This is a genomic window from uncultured Planktosalinus sp., from assembly GCF_963973675.1.
Lineage (GTDB): Bacteria > Bacteroidota > Bacteroidia > Flavobacteriales > Flavobacteriaceae > Planktosalinus.
In genome coordinates this window covers 1-1,679 of record NZ_CAXBAN010000465.1, presented here as the reverse complement: position 1 = coordinate 1,679, position 1,679 = coordinate 1, and the positions used below count along the sequence as shown (strand labels likewise).

Annotated in this window: 1 protein-coding gene; it reads left to right on the top strand. The window is 32.4% G+C overall.

The features are described from left to right. The coding region (hutH, locus tag AACY61_RS13380) for a histidine ammonia-lyase (RefSeq protein ID WP_339612078.1) at positions 1–1,324 on the top strand (1,324 nt) is incomplete at its 5' end. Between the last annotated feature and the right edge of the window lie 355 nt (positions 1,325–1,679).

Below are 1,679 nucleotides of genomic sequence, written 5' to 3'. Positions count from 1 at the left end.
TGGCTCACTTTGTGACATAAAGATTTCTTCTGAAGATTTGTCAACTTTACAAAGTAATTTAGTAAAATCTCATGCGTGTGGTACGGGAGAATTTGTCTCAAAGGATATAGTTAAGTTAATGCTGCTTTTAAAAGTTCAATCTTTAAGCTATGGGAATAGTGGTGTTCAGCTAATAACTGTTGAAAGACTTATAGATTTTTATAACAATGATATTTTACCGGTAGTCTATTGTCAAGGTAGTTTAGGTGCGTCTGGTGATTTGGCACCTTTGGCCCATTTATCACTTCCATTGATTGGGTTAGGGGAGGTTTATTTTAATGGAAAAATTACTGAGACTGAAAAAGTTCTTAATGAATTCAACTGGGAACCAATTTTACTTAAAGCAAAAGAAGGATTGGCTCTTTTAAACGGTACTCAGTTTATGAGTGCGCATGGAGTTTATGCATTGCTAAAAAGTTTTAAACTTTCATATTTAGCTGATTTAATCGGGGCTATTTCTATTGATGCTTTTGATTGTAATATGTCACCATTTGACCCATTAGTTCATGAAGTAAGGCCTCACGGTGGTCAAATTAAAACTGCTGAAAATATTCGGGGTTTTTTGGAAGGAAGTGAAATAGGGCAAAGTGAGAAGCAAAATGTTCAGGACCCTTATTCTTTCAGATGCATACCACAAGTGCATGGAGCCACAAAAGATACTCTTGAATTTGTCAGGAGAACTTTTAAAACAGAAATTAATTCAGTTACTGACAACCCCAATATTTTCATTGAAGAAGATAAAATTATTTCAGGGGGAAACTTTCATGGTCAACCATTAGCTTTAGCGTTTGATTTTTTAGCAATTGCAATGTCAGAACTTGGTAGTATTTCAGAAAGAAGAACTTATCAGTTGATTTCAGGTACACGTAATTTGCCTAATTTTTTAGTTGACAATCCCGGATTGAATTCCGGATTAATGATACCGCAATATACCGCAGCATCAATTGTAAGCCAAAATAAGCAACTTTCAACCCCAGCAAGTGTTGATTCTATTGTATCTTCTAATGGGCAGGAAGATCACGTGAGTATGGGAGCGAATGCAGCAACAAAGTGTCTTAAGATAATTGATAATTTAGAGACAATTTTAGCAATAGAGTTGTTAAATGCTTCGCAAGCGATTAGTTATCGGGCGCCAAAAAAAACGTCACCTTTCTTGGATGTATTTTTAGAAAGTTATAAAACGAATGTTTCTTTTATTAAAGTAGATAGGGTTTTGGCTAAAGATATTCATTCAAGTATTTCCTTTTTACAATCTTTTAGTGTTGATACAGAATTGTTATTTTAAATAATAAAAATAAGTAATTATAAATTTTTTTATAAGTTTTTCACACAAGTTATTTGCATCAATTAACTTGTTAAAGCTTTGTAAGGTTAGTTTAAAAACAGCTTTTCAAATTGGAAATTTGAATTACTTAAATCACTCAGAGAAACAACTACAATCCCCACGAGATTTTCAATTTTTGAAGTTTGTTTGTTAACACTAGGGTCAAGAGATTAAAAGTTAATTCTGTTTGTGATTTAATCAAAGGGCTTGTTTTTGAATTATTCCTTTGCAATTTCAAACTAAACTTGATTGATTTGGGGTGTGATTGTTATACAATCATTCATTACTGCTAAAGTGAAATTATCAAAAATTGAAA